General features: G+C 61.6%; 27 protein-coding genes. 23 read left to right on the top strand and 4 right to left on the bottom strand.

Going from position 1 to position 16,096, the window contains the following annotated elements; genetic code table 11:
* Window positions 1–97 precede the first annotated feature (97 nt).
* Entirely contained in the window at window positions 98–310 is a 213-nt protein-coding gene (locus O7B34_RS23885) for a helix-turn-helix domain-containing protein (RefSeq protein WP_337140605.1), read from the bottom strand.
* 10 nt (window positions 311–320) lie between these two features.
* Window positions 321–893 carry a DUF2975 domain-containing protein gene (locus O7B34_RS23880; RefSeq protein WP_337148363.1) on the bottom strand — a complete coding sequence of 191 codons (573 nt, stop codon included), beginning with the start codon at window positions 891–893 and terminating at the stop codon, window positions 321–323.
* Between the two features lie 59 nt (window positions 894–952).
* Between O7B34_RS23880 and O7B34_RS23875 the strand changes: the two genes are divergently transcribed.
* Entirely contained in the window at window positions 953–1,384 is a 432-nt protein-coding gene (locus O7B34_RS23875; RefSeq protein WP_337148362.1) for a chlorophyllide reductase, read from the top strand.
* 60 nt (window positions 1,385–1,444) lie between these two features.
* Here O7B34_RS23875 and O7B34_RS23870 read toward each other — a convergent pair whose 3' ends face one another.
* The gene (locus O7B34_RS23870) at window positions 1,445–2,368 is read right to left on the bottom strand and encodes a Gfo/Idh/MocA family protein (RefSeq protein WP_337148433.1); all 924 of its coding nucleotides are present in this window, start codon (window positions 2,366–2,368) and stop codon (window positions 1,445–1,447) included.
* Window positions 2,369–2,510: 142 nt separating this feature from the next.
* Complete coding sequence (locus O7B34_RS23865; RefSeq protein ID WP_127277968.1) at window positions 2,511–2,792, bottom strand: transcriptional regulator; 282 nt, start codon at window positions 2,790–2,792, stop codon at window positions 2,511–2,513.
* A gap of 465 nt (window positions 2,793–3,257) precedes the next feature.
* Here O7B34_RS23865 and rpsL point away from each other — a divergent pair, with 465 nt between their 5' ends.
* From rpsL to rplR, 22 genes are all read left to right on the top strand, one after another.
* Window positions 3,258–3,629, top strand: coding sequence for a 30S ribosomal protein S12 (gene rpsL / locus O7B34_RS23860; RefSeq protein WP_006333356.1), 372 nt, complete (start codon window positions 3,258–3,260; stop codon window positions 3,627–3,629).
* A 73-nt stretch (window positions 3,630–3,702) separates the two neighbouring features.
* Window positions 3,703–4,173: a 30S ribosomal protein S7 gene (gene rpsG / locus O7B34_RS23855; RefSeq protein WP_008875664.1), complete on the top strand. Its 471-nt coding sequence runs from the start codon at window positions 3,703–3,705 to the stop codon at window positions 4,171–4,173.
* A gap of 29 nt (window positions 4,174–4,202) precedes the next feature.
* Window positions 4,203–6,293 carry an elongation factor G gene (gene fusA / locus O7B34_RS23850; protein ID WP_027146624.1) on the top strand — a complete coding sequence of 697 codons (2,091 nt, stop codon included), beginning with the start codon at window positions 4,203–4,205 and terminating at the stop codon, window positions 6,291–6,293.
* A gap of 67 nt (window positions 6,294–6,360) precedes the next feature.
* Window positions 6,361–7,536, top strand: a complete 1,176-nt coding sequence (gene tuf / locus O7B34_RS23845) for an elongation factor Tu (RefSeq protein WP_013895701.1) — start codon at window positions 6,361–6,363, stop codon at window positions 7,534–7,536.
* Window positions 7,537–7,605: 69 nt separating this feature from the next.
* Window positions 7,606–7,914 carry a 30S ribosomal protein S10 gene (rpsJ, locus tag O7B34_RS23840; protein ID WP_010909272.1) on the top strand — a complete coding sequence of 103 codons (309 nt, stop codon included), beginning with the start codon at window positions 7,606–7,608 and terminating at the stop codon, window positions 7,912–7,914.
* Window positions 7,915–7,975: 61 nt separating this feature from the next.
* Window positions 7,976–8,698, top strand: a complete 723-nt coding sequence (gene rplC / locus O7B34_RS23835) for a 50S ribosomal protein L3 (RefSeq protein WP_023757978.1) — start codon at window positions 7,976–7,978, stop codon at window positions 8,696–8,698.
* Window positions 8,698–9,318 carry a 50S ribosomal protein L4 gene (gene rplD / locus O7B34_RS23830; protein WP_015317984.1) on the top strand — a complete coding sequence of 207 codons (621 nt, stop codon included), beginning with the start codon at window positions 8,698–8,700 and terminating at the stop codon, window positions 9,316–9,318. Before rplC ends, rplD begins: the two co-directional genes overlap by 1 nt.
* Window positions 9,315–9,608: a 50S ribosomal protein L23 gene (locus tag O7B34_RS23825; RefSeq protein WP_010909275.1), complete on the top strand. Its 294-nt coding sequence runs from the start codon at window positions 9,315–9,317 to the stop codon at window positions 9,606–9,608. Before rplD ends, O7B34_RS23825 begins: the two co-directional genes overlap by 4 nt.
* Before the next feature lie 22 nt (window positions 9,609–9,630).
* On the top strand, window positions 9,631–10,464 hold the full coding sequence (gene rplB, locus O7B34_RS23820; protein ID WP_027145574.1) for a 50S ribosomal protein L2: 834 nt from the start codon (window positions 9,631–9,633) through the stop codon (window positions 10,462–10,464).
* A gap of 16 nt (window positions 10,465–10,480) precedes the next feature.
* Window positions 10,481–10,759, top strand: coding sequence for a 30S ribosomal protein S19 (rpsS, locus tag O7B34_RS23815; RefSeq protein ID WP_006205463.1), 279 nt, complete (start codon window positions 10,481–10,483; stop codon window positions 10,757–10,759).
* A 2-nt stretch (window positions 10,760–10,761) separates the two neighbouring features.
* Window positions 10,762–11,151 (top strand): 50S ribosomal protein L22, encoded by a 390-nt coding sequence (gene rplV / locus O7B34_RS23810; RefSeq protein WP_006205462.1) that lies wholly within the window; start codon window positions 10,762–10,764, stop codon window positions 11,149–11,151.
* Window positions 11,151–11,876 (top strand): 30S ribosomal protein S3, encoded by a 726-nt coding sequence (rpsC, locus tag O7B34_RS23805; protein ID WP_013895697.1) that lies wholly within the window; start codon window positions 11,151–11,153, stop codon window positions 11,874–11,876. Before rplV ends, rpsC begins: the two co-directional genes overlap by 1 nt.
* Window positions 11,877–11,903: 27 nt before the next feature.
* Window positions 11,904–12,317, top strand: a complete 414-nt coding sequence (gene rplP, locus O7B34_RS23800) for a 50S ribosomal protein L16 (protein ID WP_006205460.1) — start codon at window positions 11,904–11,906, stop codon at window positions 12,315–12,317.
* 13 nt (window positions 12,318–12,330) lie between these two features.
* Window positions 12,331–12,531, top strand: a complete 201-nt coding sequence (gene rpmC / locus O7B34_RS23795) for a 50S ribosomal protein L29 (protein ID WP_006205459.1) — start codon at window positions 12,331–12,333, stop codon at window positions 12,529–12,531.
* Window positions 12,532–12,542: 11 nt separating this feature from the next.
* Window positions 12,543–12,782 carry a 30S ribosomal protein S17 gene (gene rpsQ, locus O7B34_RS23790; RefSeq protein WP_010909280.1) on the top strand — a complete coding sequence of 80 codons (240 nt, stop codon included), beginning with the start codon at window positions 12,543–12,545 and terminating at the stop codon, window positions 12,780–12,782.
* Window positions 12,783–12,866: 84 nt separating this feature from the next.
* Window positions 12,867–13,235: a 50S ribosomal protein L14 gene (gene rplN / locus O7B34_RS23785; protein ID WP_006205457.1), complete on the top strand. Its 369-nt coding sequence runs from the start codon at window positions 12,867–12,869 to the stop codon at window positions 13,233–13,235.
* Between the two features lie 12 nt (window positions 13,236–13,247).
* Window positions 13,248–13,562, top strand: coding sequence for a 50S ribosomal protein L24 (gene rplX, locus O7B34_RS23780; RefSeq protein WP_006205456.1), 315 nt, complete (start codon window positions 13,248–13,250; stop codon window positions 13,560–13,562).
* The gene (rplE, locus tag O7B34_RS23775) at window positions 13,555–14,133 is read left to right on the top strand and encodes a 50S ribosomal protein L5 (RefSeq protein ID WP_032935916.1); all 579 of its coding nucleotides are present in this window, start codon (window positions 13,555–13,557) and stop codon (window positions 14,131–14,133) included. The genes rplX and rplE overlap by 8 nt, the downstream gene beginning before the upstream one ends.
* Before the next feature lie 27 nt (window positions 14,134–14,160).
* Entirely contained in the window at window positions 14,161–14,466 is a 306-nt protein-coding gene (gene rpsN, locus O7B34_RS23770; RefSeq protein WP_010909282.1) for a 30S ribosomal protein S14, read from the top strand.
* Window positions 14,467–14,478: 12 nt separating this feature from the next.
* Entirely contained in the window at window positions 14,479–14,877 is a 399-nt protein-coding gene (gene rpsH, locus O7B34_RS23765) for a 30S ribosomal protein S8 (RefSeq protein WP_006205453.1), read from the top strand.
* 88 nt (window positions 14,878–14,965) lie between these two features.
* Window positions 14,966–15,499, top strand: a complete 534-nt coding sequence (gene rplF / locus O7B34_RS23760) for a 50S ribosomal protein L6 (RefSeq protein ID WP_013895694.1) — start codon at window positions 14,966–14,968, stop codon at window positions 15,497–15,499.
* A gap of 138 nt (window positions 15,500–15,637) precedes the next feature.
* On the top strand, window positions 15,638–15,997 hold the full coding sequence (gene rplR / locus O7B34_RS23755) for a 50S ribosomal protein L18 (RefSeq protein ID WP_149907592.1): 360 nt from the start codon (window positions 15,638–15,640) through the stop codon (window positions 15,995–15,997).
* Window positions 15,998–16,096 lie beyond the last annotated feature (99 nt).

Below are 16,096 nucleotides of genomic sequence, written 5' to 3'. Positions count from 1 at the left end.
GGCTGAGGCGTCGCCAGAACCATGCGGGGAACCGGCAAGAGGTCGGCAAGAGTCTGAGGCATGGAAGCCGTCGGGGCAATCCGGCGGCTCTTTTCGCTTATTCGGACTGCGTCTCGAAGCGAAGTAGGTCTCCGGGTTGACACTCGAGGTAGCCGCAGATTCGTTCAAGCGTGTCGAAACGGATGCCTTTCACCTTTCCCTGTTTCAGCAGGGAAAGGTTAGCCTCCGTGATGCCGACATGTTCGGCGAGGTCCTTCGACTTCACGTTTCGTTCGGCGAGGACGACATTGAGCCTGACTTTGATCGGCATGCGCGGATCCTCAAACGAACTGCTGGTTTTCTTCGGCCAGCGCCGCCGCCTCGGTCATAACCCAGGCAATTACCGCAATGGTGCCGGCGGCCAACAGCATCAGGACCGTGTCGCTGCCGAAGCTCAGGGTCAGCCGGTGCTGGCCGGCGGGTGCATCAAGGGTCAACAATACGGACATCGCTGCCATCGAAAATGGCTTGAGCAATGCGGATGCAAGTAGGCCAAGGGCAAAGTCGCGCAAACCCCGGGCCGGTTCCCGGCTGAAGAAAGTCCCTGCCGCAAAGGCGTTGAAGCAGCGCCTGGCGGCAAGCAGGGCTAGAATCAGGCAGCCGAGCGGCACGAACGAAATGCCAAACGCCAGTGCTCTTCGACCAGGACCAATATCCGTCAGCCAGCCCTCGGGGATCTGGGCATCCTTGGCGATCGAGGCAGAGGGGGCGCCGAACCAATAAAGCAGCAATGCTGCCGTCAGCAGCCCGGCCAGGAGGACGCAACCTCGTGCCAGGATCATGCTGAAGAAACGGATGCGGTCCAATCGTGCCTGGCGATTGGGATCAAGGACCGATACGGCGGGTAAAGTCATCGATAGCCCCATTTGCGATAAGAAATTATCGTTTTACAATAATTTATTTATGCGCAATGATGATCCTTGTCAACGCCCTCTCAACAGGAGAACCCATGCCTTCGTTCAAACGCAAAATCGTTCTTGCCACCGTCGCGGCGTCCATGACGCCTTTCGCAGCCGCTGCTCTTCCGTCGACTGAAACAGGCCACATATCGGTGGGGCAGGTGATGGAAATGATCGAAAAGGCCGATACCAGCCCGATCGCCCGGCAAACGCTCGTCGCTTACGTCTCAGGGGTCGGTGAAACCGCTGGCGCGATAGTCGACATGATCGGCGATGACGGCTCGCGCACCGTCTCCTGCCGGAAATCTTTCACTCTGGACACGGGGTCGCTACGCGCCGCGCTTGAAGCGGGTGCGCCCCGTCAGGCCAGTTGGTCGCGGACGCCGGCGACGCCACTGATCGTCGCCGATATGGTCAAGCGTGCCGGCTGCCGGGCCAAGGACTGATCCACCGGATATCGTCGCGCGGTCATGTGACCGCGCGACGTTCGGGGTGCCACGATCAGCTCAGTCGAAAAACGCTTCCACTACATTGCGCTTGCCCAGCATGAACGCGTCGGCCACGTGCTGGAGCGGCGCCAGATCCACATCCGATACGCCGGCGTGCACGATCTCGGCAAAACGCCGGTAGAGCATCGGATATTCCGCTTCCGGCTCCTGGTGTACGACATTGCCGTCGACCGCGAGCTTCGAGCCGCCACCCGAGAGCACCATCTGTCCAGCATCCGTGTCGGCCAGGATGTCCCAGCTCTGCGGTCCGGTCTGCAACCAGTCGAGATCCATCGTCACATCAGATCCGTTCGCCGCGCGGAAGGCGACCTGGGCCGCGATCGGTGCATCACGGTTCTCCGGAAAATCGAGCACGGCCGAAGTGATGTACATGGCCGGCAGGATGTAGGTTGCGATCGACAGCGCGTTGATGCCGGGATCGAAGACGCCAAAGCCGCCAGGCTGCCAGATCCAGTCCTGATTCGGATGCCAGCGCCGTACATCTTCCTTCCAGACGATCGCCGCCGATTTGATTTTGGTCGAAGCCAGGAATGTCCGTGCGGCTTCGACCGCCGGCGCGTATCGCGAGTGCCAGCTGGCGAACAAAGAGATGCCTTGTTTCGTCGCGAACGCCTTCAGGTCCTCGACTTCGCTGACCGTGGCACCCGGCGGCTTTTCCAGGAAGACGTGCTTTCCGGCCTCGAGCGCCTTGCGCGCGGTGTCATAGCGGAACTGCGGCGGCATGCACAGCGACACGGCGTCGAGTTCGGGAACCGCGCCAAGCATCGTCTCAATATCGGGGAAATTCGCGATGCCGTCGACCTTGCCGTGCCGGCTGGCCGCCGCGATCAGCTGGTAGTCCCGATCCTTGGCCAGTGCCGGAAGGTGTTGGTCGCGGACGATCTTGCCGACGCCGACTATGCCGATTCTTATGGGCGAGATGGATGAGGACATGAGGCTCCGCCGGGTTTGGACGACTGCGCGTCTCTTAGCAGATCGGACATGACGGGCAAGCACCGGCCGGGCCTCGTCTCAACGAATTGGCGCCATCGCGCAGGGCAGGTGAGGGGCATCACGCTTGCGATCAGATCGGAACGTCGAAGGTCACGATCGACACTTCGCCTTCGAGCGCGCCCTGAAAGGCCGAAAGATGCGGCTCATCGTCGGGCTCGCCTTCCATATCGCCGATCTGGTCGAGTTCGGCTTCGGCATAGCCTTCCGCCGCAAGCGATTCGAGCGCGCGGCGCACCGCCGAATCGTCATCGGGCGCCACCAGCATGACATGCACGCCTTCCGGCTTGCCGCCTTTCTTCTTCCACACCCGGCCGGTGATGATGGTGACCGGGCGTTCTTCATTGTCGTTCACGGGCCGATTCCTCCGCGGCGAGGGATTGTCAGTGTTCATGCGGCCTTTTTCGCATGAAGCAAGGCCCCGCAACAGCCAAATGCCGGTCACTTTCTTCCTCGCCCTTGCAAAACGGCGAAAGAAAATTACTTGCGGTTTTCGCATTGCTGCCAAGCCCCGCCTTCAATGCAATATTTGCCACTGCGGGCTTGACGGTTCGCGGGCTTACGAGTAGAAGCCGCCCAGTCAGAACCGATGTGAGGCTCTTGCTTCCGAAGCGACACGCTTTGGAGTTTGCCTCAAACAGGGTTCGTTTTACGAGCGAAAAGACATCTCCGGCGTGCACGAAGCGGTTTCCGCTTCCTCTGCGATTTGTTCGGGCAAGACCGCAAGGCGCGGTTTGTGGCCCGAATTTGCGTATGGAAATGACGCTTTGAGCGAGCCTTGACCGGCACGAGACACGGAATTGAGAGACAAGAGGGTTTAATGCCTACCGTCAACCAGCTGATCCGCAAGCCGCGCATTGCGCCGGTGAAGCGCAACAAGGTCCCGGCCATGCAGCAGAACCCGCAAAAGCGGGGCGTCTGCACGCGCGTCTATACGACGACGCCGAAGAAGCCGAACTCAGCGCTGCGCAAGGTGGCCAAGATCCGCCTGACCAATGGTTTTGAAGTGATCGGTTACATCCCCGGCGAAGGTCACAACCTTCAGGAACACTCCGTGGTCATGATCCGCGGCGGCCGCGTCAAGGATCTTCCGGGCGTGCGCTATCACATCATCCGCGGCGTGCTCGACACGCAGGGCGTGAAGAACCGCAAGCAGCGCCGTTCGAAGTACGGCGCCAAGCGTCCGAAGTAAGGGGCGTCCGAAGTAGGATTTTCCGGCCTTGTCGCTTTCCGGCGCAAGGCTACGAGATTGAGAGACAAAAGCCATGTCGCGTCGTCACAGTGCAGAAAAGCGTGAGATCAACCCGGATCCCAAGTTCGGCGATCTGATCGTCACCAAGTTCATGAACGCCGTCATGTATGACGGCAAGAAGTCGGTCGCCGAGACCATCGTCTACGGCGCGCTGGACCAGGTCCAGTCGAAGACCAAGCAGGAGCCGGTCACCGTCTTCCACCAGGCGCTCGACAATGTCGCGCCGCATGTGGAAGTGCGTTCGCGTCGCGTCGGCGGCGCCACCTACCAGGTTCCGGTCGACGTGCGCCCCGAGCGCCGCCAGGCGCTGGCGATCCGCTGGCTGATTGCCGCGGCCCGCAACCGCAACGAGACCACCATGGTCGACCGCCTCTCCGGCGAGCTGATGGACGCGGCCAACAACCGCGGCACTGCCGTGAAGAAGCGTGAAGACACCCACAAGATGGCTGAAGCCAACCGCGCTTTCGCACACTACCGCTGGTAAAGCGCGAACAGGACTGAGAGGCAGCTACGATGGCCCGCGAATACAAAATCGAAGACTACCGCAATTTCGGTATCATGGCGCATATCGACGCCGGCAAGACGACGACTACCGAGCGCGTCCTCTATTACACGGGCAAGTCGCACAAGATCGGCGAAGTGCACGACGGCGCTGCCACCATGGACTGGATGGAGCAGGAGCAGGAGCGCGGCATCACCATCACGTCCGCCGCGACCACGACCTTCTGGAAGGCTCGTGACGGCAAGATGCACCGCTTCAACATCATCGACACCCCCGGACACGTCGACTTCACCATCGAGGTCGAGCGTTCGCTGCGTGTGCTCGACGGCGCCATTGCGTTGCTCGATGCCAATGCCGGTGTCGAGCCGCAGACGGAAACCGTCTGGCGCCAGGCCGATAAGTACCGCGTGCCGCGCATGATCTTCTGCAACAAGATGGACAAGATCGGCGCGGACTTCTACCGCTCGGTCGAGATGATCGGCTCGCGCCTCGGTGCGCAGGCTGTCGTCATGCAGCTGCCGATCGGCGCCGAGACCGAATTCAAGGGCGTCGTCGACCTCGTCGAGATGAACGCGCTCGTCTGGCGCGACGAAACCCTGGGCGCTGCCTGGGACGTCGTCGAGATCCCGGCCGACCTCAAGGCGCGTGCCGAGGAATATCGCGAGAAGATGATCGAAGCCGCCGTCGAAATGGACGAGACGGCGCTCGAGAACTACCTCGAAGGCAAGATGCCGTCGAATGACGAGATCCGTTCGCTGATCCGCAAGGGCACGATCGCGGTCAAGTTCTACCCGATGTTCTGCGGCTCGGCCTTCAAGAACAAGGGCGTGCAGCCGCTGCTCGACGCCGTTGTCGAATACCTGCCGTCGCCGGCCGACGTTCCGGCCATCAAGGGTGTCGATGCCAAGACCGACGCCGAGATCGAGCGTCATGCGGATGACAACGAGCCGCTGTCGATGCTCGCCTTCAAGATCATGAACGACCCGTTCGTTGGTTCGCTGACCTTTGCCCGCATTTATTCGGGCAAGCTCACCAAGGGCGTCTCTGTCGACAACACCGTGAAGGGCAAGAAAGAGCGCATCGGCCGCATGCTGCAGATGCATGCGAATTCGCGCGCCGACGTCGAAGAGGCTTTCGCCGGCGACATCGTCGCCCTGGCCGGCCTCAAGGACACCACCACCGGCGACACGCTGTGCGATCCGCTGCACCCGGTCATCCTCGAGCGCATGGAATTCCCCGATCCGGTTATCCAGATCGCCATCGAGCCGAAGACCAAGAACGACCAGGAAAAGATGGGCCTCGCCCTTCACCGCCTGGCTGCCGAGGACCCGTCCTTCCGCGTCAAGACGGACGAGGAAAGCGGCCAGACCATCATCTCCGGCATGGGCGAACTGCACCTCGACATCATCGTCGACCGCATGCGTCGCGAGTTCAAGGTCGAAGCCAATGTCGGCGCGCCGCAGGTGGCTTATCGCGAGACGATCACCCGCAAGCACGAGCAGGACTACACGCACAAGAAGCAGACCGGCGGTACCGGCCAGTTCGCGCGCGTCAAGGTTGTGTTCGAGCCGAATTCCGAGAGCGAGGACTTCGTATTCGAGTCCAAGATCGTCGGCGGCGCGGTGCCGAAGGAATACATTCCGGGCGTTGAAAAGGGCATCCAGAGCGTCATGGGCGCTGGTCCGTTCGCCGGCTTCCCGATGATCGGCGTCAGGGCAACGCTCATCGACGGCGCCTACCACGATGTCGACTCCTCGGTTCTTGCCTTCGAAATCGCGTCCCGTGCTTGCTTCCGTGAAGCTGCTCCCAAGCTTGGCGTGCAGTTGCTCGAGCCGATCATGAAGGTCGAGGTGGTGACGCCGGAAGATTACGTCGGCAGCGTCATCGGTGACCTGAACGGCCGTCGCGGCCAGATCCAGGGCCAGGAAGCGCGCGGCGTGGCCGTCGTCATCAACGCGATGGTGCCGCTCGCCAACATGTTCAAGTACGTCGACAACCTGCGCTCGATGAGCCAGGGCCGCGCGGCTTACACGATGCAGTTCGATCACTATGAGCCGGTCCCGACCGCGGTCGCTCAGGAAGTCCAGAAGAAATACGCGTAACTCGAAAGAGCTGCCGCGGTAACGCAATTCAAAGCCCGTATGGGCGAGCAGGAAATGGAGACATCACATGGCAAAAGGTAAATTCGAGCGCACTAAGCCTCATGTGAACATCGGCACGATTGGTCACGTCGACCATGGCAAGACGTCGCTGACGGCTGCGATCACCAAGTATTTTGGCGAATACAAGCGCTATGACCAGATCGACGCGGCGCCGGAAGAGAAGGCGCGCGGCATCACGATCTCGACGGCTCACGTCGAATACGAGACGGCCAACCGCCACTACGCGCATGTCGACTGCCCCGGCCACGCCGACTATGTGAAGAACATGATCACCGGTGCCGCGCAGATGGACGGCGCGATCCTGGTCGTGTCGGCCGCCGACGGCCCGATGCCGCAGACCCGCGAGCACATCCTGCTTGCCCGTCAGGTCGGCGTGCCGTCGATCGTGGTGTTCCTGAACAAGGTCGACCAGGTCGACGACGCCGAGCTGCTCGAACTGGTCGAGCTCGAGGTTCGCGAACTTTTGTCGAAGAACGAATTCCCCGGCGATGACATTCCGATCGTCAAGGGTTCGGCGCTGGCGGCGCTCGAGGATTCGAACAAGACGATCGGCGAGGACGCGATCCGCGAGCTGATGGCTCAGGTCGACGCCTACATCCCGACGCCGGTTCGTCCGCTCGACAAGCCGTTCCTGATGCCGATCGAGGACGTGTTCTCGATCTCGGGCCGCGGCACGGTCGTCACCGGCCGCGTCGAGCGCGGCGTGGTCAAGGTCGGCGAGGAGCTGGAAATCATCGGCATCCGTCCGACGACCAAGACGACCTGCACGGGCGTCGAGATGTTCCGCAAGCTGCTCGATCAGGGCCAGGCCGGCGACAACATCGGCGCGCTGCTGCGCGGCGTCGACCGTGAAGGTGTCGAGCGCGGCCAGGTTCTGGCCAAGCCCGGCACGGTGAAGCCGCACAAGAAGTTCGTGGCCGAAGCCTACATCCTGACCAAGGACGAAGGTGGCCGTCACACGCCGTTCTTCACCAACTACCGTCCGCAGTTCTACTTCCGCACGACCGACGTGACCGGCATCGTGTCGCTGCCGGAAGGCACCGAGATGGTGATGCCCGGCGACAACATCACGGTCGATGTCGAGCTGATCGTGCCGATCGCCATGGAAGAGAAGCTGCGCTTCGCCATCCGTGAAGGCGGCCGCACCGTCGGTGCCGGCATCGTCGTCACCATCAAAGAGTAATTTGGACTTAAACCGATCTGTCGCGGGCGCCGCAGTTGCCCGCGCCGCGCCAGAACAAGGAAGTGACGCATGAACGGACAGAATATCCGCATCCGCCTGAAGGCGTTTGACCACCGCGTGCTCGACGCCTCGACGAAGGAAATCGTGTCGACGGCCAAGCGCACTGGTGCAAACGTCCGCGGCCCCATTCCGCTGCCGACGCGGATCGAAAAGTTCACGGTCAACCGGTCGCCTCACGTCGACAAGAAGAGCCGCGAGCAGTTCGAGATGCGCACGCACAAGCGTCTGCTCGACATCGTCGATCCGACCCCGCAGACCGTCGATGCTTTGATGAAGCTCGATCTGGCCGCCGGCGTCGACGTCGAGATCAAGCTCTAAGGGAATGAGAGCGCGGTAGGGGGCGGTGTCCCTGGCCCGGAACTCTAAAGGAATTGAACCGATGCGTTCAGGTGTGATTGCAAAGAAGGTGGGAATGACCCGCATCTATAATGATGCCGGGGAACATGTTCCCGTCACCGTTCTCCAGATGGAGAACTGCCAGGTCGTGGCACAGCGCACGCAGGAGAAGAATGGCTACACCGCCGTTCAGCTCGGCGTTGGCCTCGCCAAGGTGAAGAACACGTCGAAGGCGATGCGCGGCCATTTCGCGACCGCTTCCGTCGAGCCGAAGGCGAAGGTTGCCGAGTTCCGCGTCTCCGCCGACAACATGATCGATGTCGGCGCCGAGATCACCGTCGAGCACTTTGTCGCCGGCCAGAAGGTCGATGTGACGGGCACGACGATCGGCAAGGGTTTCCAGGGCGTCATCAAGCGCCACCACATGGGTGGTGGCCGTGCGACGCACGGTAACTCGGTCTCGCACCGTACTCACGGTTCGACTGGCCAGCGCCAGGACCCGGGCAAGGTGTTCAAGGGCAAGCATATGGCTGGCCACATGGGCGACACCCGCGTCACCACGCAGAATGTCGAGATCGTCTCGACCGACGCCGACCGCGGCCTGATCCTGATCCGCGGTGCGGTTCCTGGATCGAAGGGCGCCTGGATCCTGGTCCGCGACGCGGCCAAGGTGGCGCTGCCGGCCAATGCGCCGAAGCCCGCCGCGATCCGCGCTGTCGCGGCAGCTGCGAAGAACGAGGCTCCGGCCACAGAGGGAGCGGAATAATGGATCTCAAGATCACAACGCTCGGCGGTAAAGACGCCGGCAAGGTGGAACTTTCCGATGGAATTTTCGGCCTTGATCCGCGCGAAGACATCCTGCAGCGCGTCGTGCGCTGGCAGCTTGCCAAGAAGCAGCAGGGCACGCACAAGGCAAAGGGCCGCGCCGAAATCGCGCGCACCGGCGCCAAGATGTACAAGCAGAAGGGTACGGGCCGCGCCCGTCACCACTCGGCACGCGCTCCGCAGTTCCGCGGCGGCGGCAAGGCCCACGGCCCGGTCGTTCGCAGCCATGAGCATGAACTGCCCAAGAAGGTTCGTGCGCTTGGCCTCAAGCATGCTCTCTCGGCCAAGGCCAAGAGCGCGTCGATCATCATCATCGACGAGCTGAAGCTGACCGAGGCCAAGACGAAGGCGCTGATCGCGAATTTCGCGACGCTGGGCCTGACCAACGCCCTGGTGATTGGCGGTGCCGAGCTTGACAAGAACTTCAAGCTGGCAGCCACCAACATCCCCAACATCGATGTGCTGCCCATCCAGGGCATCAACGTCTACGACATTCTGCGCCGCGGCACGCTGGTCCTTTCGAAGGCCGCCGTCGAGGCTCTCGAGGAGCGCTTTAAATGACCGACCTTCGTCACTACGACGTGATCGTCTCGCCGGCGATCACCGAAAAGTCGACCATGGCCTCCGAGCAGAACCAGGTCGTCTTCAACGTCGCCAAGAAGGCGTCGAAGCCGGAAATCAAGGCCGCCGTCGAAGCGCTGTTCGGCGTCAAGGTGATGGCCGTGAACACGCTTGTCCGCAAGGGCAAGATCAAGCGCTTCCGCGGCACGATCGGCCGCCAGAGCGACGTCAAGAAGGCGATCGTGACGCTGGCCGACGGCCAGTCGATCGACGTCGCGACGGGTCTCTGAGCAAGGCCGCGAGGACAGGACAATGGCACTTAAGAAATTCAACCCGATAACGCCGAGCACCCGTCAGCTGGTCATCGTCGACCGCTCGGGCCTCTACAAGGGCAAGCCCGTCAAGGGCCTGACCGAAGGCCTGACCAAATCGGGCGGCCGCAACAATCACGGCCGCATCACGGCCCGCTTCATCGGCGGCGGTCATAAGCGTTCGTACCGCATCATCGACTTCAAGCGTCGCAAGTTCGACGTTGTCGGCACGGTCGAGCGCATCGAATATGATCCGAACCGCACCGCCTTCATCGCGCTGATCAAGTATGATGATGGTGAGCTGTCCTACATCATCGCTCCGCAGCGTCTGGCTCCCGGCGACAAGATCGTGGCAGGCGAAGCGGTCGACGTGAAGCCGGGCAATGCGATGCCGCTGGCCTCGATGCCGGTCGGCACCATCGTCCACAACATCGAGCTGAAGCCGGGCAAGGGCGCCCAGGTCGCCCGTTCGGCAGGTGGTTACGGCCAGCTGGTCGGCCGCGACCAGGGTATGGCGATCCTGCGCCTCAACTCGGGCGAACAGCGTGTCGTTCACGGCTCCTGCATGGCCACCGTCGGTGCCGTGTCCAATCCGGACCACGGCAACATCAACGATGGCAAGGCCGGCCGCACGGTTTGGCGTGGCAAGCGTCCGCACAATCGCGGCGTGACCATGAACCCGGTCGACCATCCGCACGGCGGCGGCGAAGGCCGCACCTCCGGTGGCCGCCATCCGGTCAGCCCGTGGGGCAAGCCGACCAAAGGCAAGAAGACGCGGTCCAACAAGGCGACCGACAAGTTCATCCTGCGCTCGCGCCATCAGCGCAAGAGCTAAGAAGAGGTAACGCCAAGTGACTCGTTCTATTTGGAAAGGCCCCTTCATCGACGGCTACCTTCTCAAGAAGGTGGACAAGGTTCGTGAAGGTGGTCGCAATGAGGTGATCAAGATGTGGAGCCGTCGCTCCACCATCCTGCCGCAGTTCGTCGGCTTCACCTTCGGTGTCTACAACGGCCAGAAGCACGTTCCCGTCTCGGTGAACGAGGACATGGTCGGTCACAAGTTCGGTGAATTCGCTCCGACGCGGACCTATTACGGTCACGGCGCGGATAAGAAGGCGAAGAGGAAATAATCATGGGCAAGGCCAAAGCTCCGCGCAGGCTTGCTGACAACGAAGCGCGCGCCGTGTTGCGCACGATCCGTATCAGCCCGCAGAAGCTGAACCTGGTTGCCGCGCTGATCCGCGGCAAGAAGGTCGCGACAGCGCTTTCCGATCTCGAATTCTCGGCCAAGCGGATTTCCGGCACGGTCAAGAAGACGCTGGAATCGGCAATCGCCAACGCGGAAAACAACCACGACCTCGACGTCGATGCGCTGATCGTGGCGGAAGCCTATGTCGGCAAGTCGATCGTCATGAAGCGGTTCCACGCTCGTGGACGTGGTCGCGCCAGCCGTATCGAGAAGCCGTTCTCGCACCTCACGATCGTCGTTCGTGAAGTCGAAGAAAAAGGGGAGGCCGCATAATGGGCCAGAAAGTCAATCCGATCGGTCTTCGCCTCGGCATCAACCGCACCTGGGATTCGCGCTGGTTCGCGAACACCGGCGAGTACGGCAAGCTGCTGCATGAGGACATCAAGATCCGCAAGTATCTTGAGAAGGAGCTCAAGCAGGCCGCGATCTCGAAGGTCGTGATCGAGCGTCCGCACAAGAAGTGCCGTGTCACCATCCATGCCGCGCGCCCGGGCCTGATCATTGGCAAGAAGGGCGCCGACATCGAGAAGCTTCGCAAGAAGCTGATGGAGATGACGAAGTCCGAGACGCACCTCAACATCGTCGAAGTGCGCAAGCCGGAAATCGACGCGACCCTGGTCGCCCAGTCGATCGCCCAGCAGCTCGAGCGCCGCATCGCGTTCCGCCGCGCCATGAAGCGTGCCGTGCAGTCGGCCATGCGCCTCGGTGCCGAAGGCATCCGCATCAACTGCGCCGGCCGCCTTGGCGGCGCCGAGATCGCGCGCATGGAATGGTACCGTGAAGGCCGCGTGCCGCTGCATACGCTGCGCGCCGATGTCGACTACGGCACGGCCGAGGCGAATACGGCCTACGGCATTTGCGGCGTCAAGGTCTGGGTATTCAAGGGCGAGATCCTCGAGCACGATCCGATGGCTTCGGAGCGTCGTGCGACCGAGGGTGATGCTGCGCATGGCGGTGGTGGTGATCGCGAACGCGGTCGTCGTCGCGAAAACGCCTGAGACATTTAGGAATTTGGAGTTAGAACGATGCTGCAGCCAAAGCGCACAAAGTTCCGCAAGCAGTTCAAGGGCCGTATCCATGGTACCGCAAAGGGCGGCACCAACCTGGATTTCGGCGGTTTCGGGCTGAAGGCGCTTGAGCCGAACCGTGTCACCGCGCGTGAGATCGAGGCGGCCCGCCGCGCGATCACTCGCGAAATGAAGCGCGCCGGCCGCGTCTGGATCCGTATTTTCCCGGATGTGCCGGTCACGTCGAAGCCGACCGAAGTCCGCATGGGCAAGGGCAAGGGCGCGGTCGACTACTGGGCGGCGCGCGTCAAGCCGGGCCGCATCATGTTCGAGATCGACGGCGTCAATGAAGAAACCGCCCGTGAGGCGCTGCGTCTCGGCGCGGCCAAGCTCTCGGTCAGGACGCGCTTCGTACAGCGCATCGCAGAATAAGGACGGGCTGATCATGAAAGCCGAAGACATCCGGACCAAGACCCAGGACCAGCTGACCGACGACCTGGCCAGCCTGAAGAAGGAGCAGTTCAACCTGCGCTTCCAGAAGGCCACCGGCCAGCTCGAGAAGACCGCGCGCGTGAGGCAGGTTCGCAAGGACATTGCGCGTATCAAGACCATCGCTGCGGAAAAGTCCGCGGCCAAGAAGGCTTAAGGACGAAAACCATGCCAAAGCGCATTCTGCAGGGCACCGTCGTCAGCGACAAGAACGAGAAGACGGTTGTCGTCAAGGTCGAACGGCGCTTCACGCATCCCGTGATGAAGAAGACCGTGCGCATGACCAAGAAGTACAAGGCGCACGACGAGAACAACGCCCACAAGGTCGGCGATCAGGTGTTCATCCAGGAATCGAAGCCGATTTCCAAGGACAAGCGCTGGATCGTCGTGTCCTCGGACCAAGCCTGACCTCCGGGCGTAAACAACGAATTTTGGACAGACCGGGGAGGGGCTTCGAGCCCGTCCCGTTAGAAAAGAAGAAGGCGGCCAGTCATGATTCAGATGCAAACAAACCTCGACGTGGCGGATAATTCCGGCGCGCGTCGTGTCATGTGCATCAAGGTGCTGGGCGGCTCGAAGCGGAAATACGCTTCCGTGGGCGACATCATCGTGGTGTCGATCAAGGAAGCCATTCCGCGCGGCCGCGTTAAGAAGGGCGATGTGATGAAGGCGGTCGTGGTTCGCACGGCCAAGGACATCCGCCGCCCGGACGGCAGCGTGATCCGTTTCGACAAGAACGCGGCCGTTCTCGTCGACAACAAGAAAGAGCCGATCGGCACGCGTATCTTCGGACCGGTTCCGCGCGAACTCCGCGCCAAGAACCACATGAAGATCATCTCGCTCGCGCCTGAAGTGCTGTAAGGAGCCGGACCAATGCAAAAGATTAGAAAAGGCGACAAGGTCGTCGTGCTGGCCGGCAAGGACAAGGGCCGTTCGGGCGAAGTCCTCTCGGTTCAGCCGAAGGATGACACCGCACTGGTGCGCGGCGTCAACATGATCCGTCGTCACCAGAAGCAGTCCCAGTCCCAAGAGGGCGGGATCATCACCAAGGAAGCGCCGATCCAGCTGTCGAACATCGCGCTGGCCGATCCGAAGGATGGCAAGCCGACCCGCGTCGGTTTCATCTTCCAGAAGGACGGCAAGAAGGTGCGCGTCGCCAAGCGCTCGGGAGAAGTCATCAATGGCTAAGGCTCAAACCAAGCAGGCGACTGCCAACAACACGCCGCGCCTCAAGCAGGTCTACAACGAGACCATCCGCAAGGCGCTGCAGGAGCAATTCGGCTACGACAACGAGATGCAGGTTCCGCGCATCGACAAGATCGTGCTGAACATGGGTGTGGGCGAAGCGACCGCCGATTCGAAGAAGCCTTCGGTCGCGGCCGAGGACCTGGCGATGATCGCCGGCCAGAAGGCCGTCGTGACCCGCGCCCGCAATTCGATCGCGGGCTTCAAGGTTCGCGAGAAGATGCCGATCGGCGCCAAGGTCACGCTGCGCAAGGAACGCATGTACGAGTTCCTCGATCGCCTCGTGAACATTGCGCTGCCGCGCGTCCGCGACTTCCGCGGATTGAATCCGAAGAGCTTCGATGGCCGTGGCAACTACGCCATGGGCATCAAGGAACACATCGTGTTCCCGGAGATCAACTACGACAAGGTTGATCAGATCTGGGGCATGGACGTCATCGTTTGTACGACTGCGAAGACGGACGACGAAGCCAGGGCTTTGCTCAAGGCTTTCAACTTCCCCTTCCGCCAGTAACGGCAGCGAGAAAAGGAAAAATCTGAAATGGCAAAGACCAGCTCAGTCGAGAAGAACAACAGGCGCCGCAAGCTTGCAGACCAGTACGGTCCCAAGCGCGCCGCGCTGAAGGCGATCATCATGGATCAGTCCAAGCCGATGGAAGAGCGCTTCCGCGCTCAGCTGAAGCTTGCTGCCCTGCCGCGCAACTCGGCCAAGATCCGCATCCGCAACCGCTGCGAAGTCACCGGCCGTCCGCGTGCCTACTATCGCAAGCTCAAAGTATCGCGCATCGCGCTTCGGGATCTCGGCAATAACGGCCAGATCCCGGGCCTGGTCAAGTCGAGCTGGTAAGGAGGACATAACATGTCATTGAGCGATCCTCTCGGCGATATGCTGACCCGCATCCGCAACGCCTATGGCCGCAAGAAGTCGAGTGTCTCGACGCCGGCCTCGCGTCTGCGCACCCGCGTCCTCGACGTGCTGAAGGCTGAAGGCTACATCCGCGATTATAGCCAGACCGACTTCGACAACGGCAAGTCCGAGATCGAAATCGAACTGAAGTATTTCGACGGTGCTCCGGTCGTGCGCGAAATCGCCCGCGTTTCGAAGCCTGGCCGCCGCGTTTACGTTTCGGCCAAGTCGATCCCGCACGTCGCCAACGGCCTCGGCATCGCCATCCTTTCGACACCGAAAGGCGTGATGGCCGACCACGAAGCACGCGAGCAGAACGTCGGCGGCGAGATCCTCTGCCAGATCTTCTGATCTGGCAGCTCACCGCAAATTGGAATCCGGTCTTCGGATCGTTCCGAAGACAGAGACCTGAAACAAGAGAAGTGACGAGGACAACAAAATGTCTCGTATTGGAAAGAAACCCGTTTCGTTGCCGCAGGGCGTGACCGCGACCGTCAACGGCCAGACCGTGACGGCGAAGGGCCCCAAGGGCGAGCTGAAGTTCGTGGTGAACGACGAAGTGCTGGTCAAGATGGAAGGCAGCGAGATCGCTGTCCAGCCGCGCGACCAGACCAAGACAGCTCGCTCCAAGTGGGGCATGTCGCGCACGCAGATCGTCAACATCCTGCAGGGTGTCAAGGACGGCTTCGAGAAGAAGCTCGAGATCACCGGCGTCGGCTATCGCGCTGCCTTGCAGGGTAAGAACCTGCAGCTGGCTCTTGGCTTCAGCCATGATGTCGTCTACGAGACGCCGGCCGGCATCACGATCACCGTGCCGAAGCCGACCGAAATCACCGTGGCCGGCATCGACAAGCAGCAGGTCGGCCAGGTTGCCGCGGAAATCCGCGAATACCGCGGTCCTGAGCCTTACAAGGGCAAGGGTGTCCGTTACGCCGGCGAGAAGATCGTCCGCAAGGAAGGCAAGAAGAAGTAATCTGCTTGGCCCTGAAAAGTTGCAGACTTTTCGGACAGGGCCAAGCCACGCAAGTGTAACGCCGCGGGGAGCGGTCGCGGGAGGCGCTTCGCCTACCGCATATGGCGGCCCCCGTTTTTTGAAGGCAAGGAAGACATCATGGGTACCAAGGAAGCCATCCAGCGCCGTGCGCAACGCGTCCGCCGCCAGATCAAGAAAGTCGCCGGCGAGCGTCCGCGCCTTTCTGTGCACCGCACATCGAAGAACATCTACGTTCAGGTGATCGACGACGCGAAGGGGCACACCATCGCTGCCGCCTCGACGCTCGAGAAGGACCTCAAGGGTTCGCTCAAGACCGGCGCCGACACGGCCGCCGCCGCCGCGATCGGCAAGCTGATCGCCGAGCGCGCCACCAAGGCCGGCGTCAAGGAAGTCGTCTTCGACCGTGGCCCGTACATCTATCACGGCCGCGTCAAGGCGCTGGCCGAGGCTGCCCGCGAAGGGGGTCTCAGCTTCTAATGCATGATCCCGAAAAGTTGCAGACTTTTCGGACAAGATCATGCAAAGGAGAAGTTCACCGCTGATGACCCAAAAGCGGCATCAGCAATCAGCAACCCG

The sequence above is a fragment of the Mesorhizobium sp. Cs1299R1N3 genome (assembly GCF_037179625.1).
Lineage (GTDB): Bacteria > Pseudomonadota > Alphaproteobacteria > Rhizobiales > Rhizobiaceae > Mesorhizobium > Mesorhizobium salmacidum.
Note: the sequence above shows the minus strand (reverse complement) of the source record. Positions and strands in the feature narration are given on the sequence as shown.